Annotated in this window: 3 protein-coding genes; all 3 read left to right on the top strand. The window is 37.7% G+C overall.

What is annotated here, in order from left to right:
• Positions 1–1,203: VENN motif pre-toxin domain-containing protein (locus tag ACFILW_RS09065; protein ID WP_375685620.1), on the top strand; the 1,203-nt coding region annotated here is incomplete at its 5' end.
• Positions 1,204–1,338: 135 nt separating this feature from the next.
• Positions 1,339–1,692 (top strand): hypothetical protein, encoded by a 354-nt coding sequence (locus ACFILW_RS09060; RefSeq protein WP_183194745.1) that lies wholly within the window; start codon positions 1,339–1,341, stop codon positions 1,690–1,692.
• Positions 1,693–1,698: 6 nt separating this feature from the next.
• Positions 1,699–3,741 (top strand): DUF6990 domain-containing protein (locus ACFILW_RS09055; RefSeq protein WP_375685618.1); only part of this gene is annotated, 2,043 nt, incomplete at its 3' end.

Genomic DNA, 3,741 nt, shown 5'->3' with positions numbered 1-3,741 from the left:
TTTTTTAACAATCTGCGCATCGCCCTGTCTGATACGGTTGGCAAATCGTTGGCGGAAGAAATCGGTACCGCCAAGGCAGAAGGCAAAATAGACACGGTCACACAGATCGTTGCCCACGCCGGTCTTGGCTGTTTAAAAGGCGCGGTTGCGAGCGGTGCTTGCACAGCCGGTGCTGTGGGGGGTGCTGTGGGCGAAGCCACCGCTATGCTCCAGTTTAAACTGTCGACCAAAAATTTTATACAAAAAGAAATAGCAGCATTGGATGGTCGTGTTCCAACGGCAGAAGAACAAGCGCGTATCAATGCAAAGATTGAAGCACAGTTTTCTGATTTTAATGATCATGCCATTGATATCGCGCGCATAGCGGGGGGCTTTGCTGCTGCCCTTGCTGGTGGTGATGTCAATACTGGCGCTGATGCCGCAGGTAATGCTGCCGAAAATAATTTTCTTCCTGCGGTAGCAGCTGCTGTAGCGTTCATTGTGTCGCTTACGCCACAAGAGTTGGCAGCTCTGTCTCTTTTTATGGCTGGTGGAGCAACTATTGTTCAATCTCCTAACAATAGAACCGCTATAGCTGATTTCCTTACCTATTGGTTTGCATCGAAAAATTCTGCAGAAGATAGCGAAAAAACAAATCAAAACTCACAAGAAGAAAAAAATAAAGATTCTCAGAAAGAAAGTAAAAATAAGAAAAAAAACGGAAACAATAAAGAACCACAAAACAATAATGATGGAAAGGGTAACATACTTGAACAAGTCAGGAAGCATCATGATAAAAAACGCGATGAGAAAAAACAAGAATTAAAGGATGAAGGATGTATAGTATGCGAGACAGAAATAGTATTCAAAACTAAGACGGATAAGGGGGTAGTAAAATCTCGTGCGGATATTGTTTATATAGAGAATGGTAAAATAAAAATTGGCGAGGTAAAAACGGGGAAGAATTCTAAATTAAGTGAACAACAAAAGATTTTAAAAGAGGCATATAAAGAAGGAAATGCTGAGTCCACAAAAGGAAAATTTATAAAATTTTTTAAAGAGAACAAAGAGTTCTTAGAGAAATATCAAGAATCGTTCAAAGATTTTAAAGGAAGTGATAAAGAATTAAACGAGGCTAGCAAAGAATGGATTAAAGGACAATTGAATAATAAGTTAGACAAAACTGACGTTAACGTTTTTCATTATCCAGGACTTTTTGAATGAAAGTGAATAGCGATGCGAACTAAAGACGTGACAGAGATTTTAAAAACGCTTGGCTGGGAGACGAAAGATCAACTATTATTTACAGTGGTAGAACAGTATTAGCGTGAATAAACTGCGACTTATGGAGAATAATCTATGAACTTTTCGTTAAAAAAAATACATCGCCCTGATATTATTTATGTGGAGAAAGGTGTATTAAAAGTTATTGATATAAAAACTGGTAATTTTCAATTAACAGAATGTCAAAAAGATTTTGAAATAGCGTATAAAACAGGAGATGCAAAACCTTTTGGGAAAATTATGAAACGCTATCTGGGCGAAAATAAGGAACAGCTTAATAAATACCAAGAAGATTTGAAAAAATTTGAAGGAGATGCAGAGCTTCTGAAAGAGTTTAGAGACAATTGGAGTGAAAATCAAATAAACAAAGAGTGGAATAGAATAATTCCTTATACAGTTAGCTGTTATCCGGCGGTTGGAGAAGAGTGAAACATTATGCAAACTAAAGATGCAGCAGAAATATTAAAAAGTCTGGGCTGTGAGCTCTATCGTGATGAAGTAGGCGATACATTTGCCTATTATTATCTTCCGGATCGCATTGTGGATTTGAGCTATGGTGTGAAACATGAAACGGATGGTGAAAAATTTTGGTTATTAGCTAGTCTCACAACTGCTTCTTATAGTCTTGCTTGTGAATATTCTAGGGGGCAAAAGTCACGGTATGGATATATACTCTATCCAGAAATAGGTGATTTCGGGGTTACGGTACCGGATCTTTCAGAAAGTCATATTGAATCTGCTTTAAACAAAGTCATTACTTGGGCGCAAGCACAAGATATTGAAAAAAAATTACATGAAGAAGCTGCTAATCATTCTCTTGTTGCAAAGGCTCTTCTCGGCGAGATAGAAGCTTTAAGGAGTTATGAGTCTACGCCCAAAATAAACGTATCAGAATTTTCTGATTATAAAATAATGACGTGGAATGAACGCTTGCTTCTTTTTGCACAGGTCTATAAAAATGGGGAATTAGACGATATTCTAACGCGCAATAAGCCAAAACAGCGCTCGATAAATCTCATCGCAGCAAGTCGCATCCTCAAAACGCGAGGATGGATTGCTATGGAACCTGAGAGAATGTTTCTCTCTTTGCCAGACCGTTTTATTCAATTTGATTTTGGCTTTATACGTCTTCATGATAATTACAATGTTCGTCTTGAAGCTGAAATATCTAATGAAGAGATTTCTGTAGCTTGCAAATATATTCACTATAGGAGAGAATATAATTGGATACGACCTACGGATATTTATAAGTCTTTTAACACGATTGGAGGAGGTTTTTTTAGTGGTTTTGGCAAGGAAATTGATATTTGTGTAGAGGAATTGAATGAGCAAGAGTTAACAAAAGTCTCTGAGCGGATAATACAGTGGGCACGCGCCCAAGATTTACAAGCATCAATAGAAAGCAAAACACGTGTTCAAAAGTATAGCTACAATATAGATATAGTCTGGCATTTGGCTTGTTTAGCGTTGACAGGTCGAATTGATATCCTGAAATCTTATAAAAATTTTTTAGAAGCTGGTACGATTTCTGAACATTTGGATGATGATGAAGTAGAAAAATATGTTAACCATGCCGTTGAATTTGCTGAAGAACATCTGAAAATCCTTAATGAGCGAGAAGCAGCAGAAGCACATCTTGGTCCGAAAGCTTTGATTACTTTCAATAAGGTTGCTGAGCAATTAAAAGAAATGGGTTGGACAGTTTATCGTGATAAAAACTATGATCGTAATACCTATTTTATCAGTAAAGACCGTATCATCAATATAATGTACAGTCTTCAAAGTGATGAAGAAGAGCCAATTGTTGCATTTAAGGCTTCCCTTTCAACACTTGGCTTTTCCACTGCTCATAGAGAGATTTTCTATAATATGCCTCAATATATAGCCCTCAAAGAAGCAGAAGAAGTTTATACAGTTTCTAGTACTGAATTGGATAGAGGCAAGCTAAAGGAGATTTGTACAGATATACTTGAATGGGCAGATCGGCAAAATGTCAATCAAATCATTTATGATTATGCGGCTTTTTCCCCAGACAGTGAACTTGATCTTGTAGCGCGTCACCTTATTGCGCTTGTTTTGATTGGGGATATTGAAAAGCTCAAATCTTACAAGGAGAATTTTAGAAAAGGAAATCCTTTAGGTTTTGTGGAAGAAATCTCAAAATATAGAATTGATAATCTCCTCACTCTTGCACGGGGTTATCGAGCAGGTTTTCCTAAAAATGCTCCGATTTTAAGCTTGGATCCGCAAACAGCATCTGTTGCTTCCAAAACTATTGCTGTTGAGGCGACAGAGGAAGCGGATGAAGTGGATGACACTGATGATCATCTCACCATGGAAAGTGCTCATGCACTTTTAAAAAGCTTAGGCTGGTCAACCGAGAAAATCAATGAGAATGACCATATGGCAAGCTATCAATTGGCTGATCGTGAAGTAGATATTCTTTATAACGACGAAATTGCCAAAGACTACCCGCAA

The sequence above is a fragment of the Bartonella sp. TT110JLCBS genome (assembly GCF_042193405.1).
Taxonomy (GTDB): Bacteria; Pseudomonadota; Alphaproteobacteria; order Rhizobiales; family Rhizobiaceae; genus Bartonella.
The sequence above is the reverse complement of the archived record's forward strand: the minus strand, read 5'-3'. Positions and strand labels throughout refer to the sequence as shown.

Excerpts from the sequence above, each read along its gene's own strand:
- ACFILW_RS09060 (WP_183194745.1), top strand. The coding sequence starts at position 1,339 with ATGAACTTTTCGTTAAAAAAAATACATCGCCCTGATATTATTTATGTG.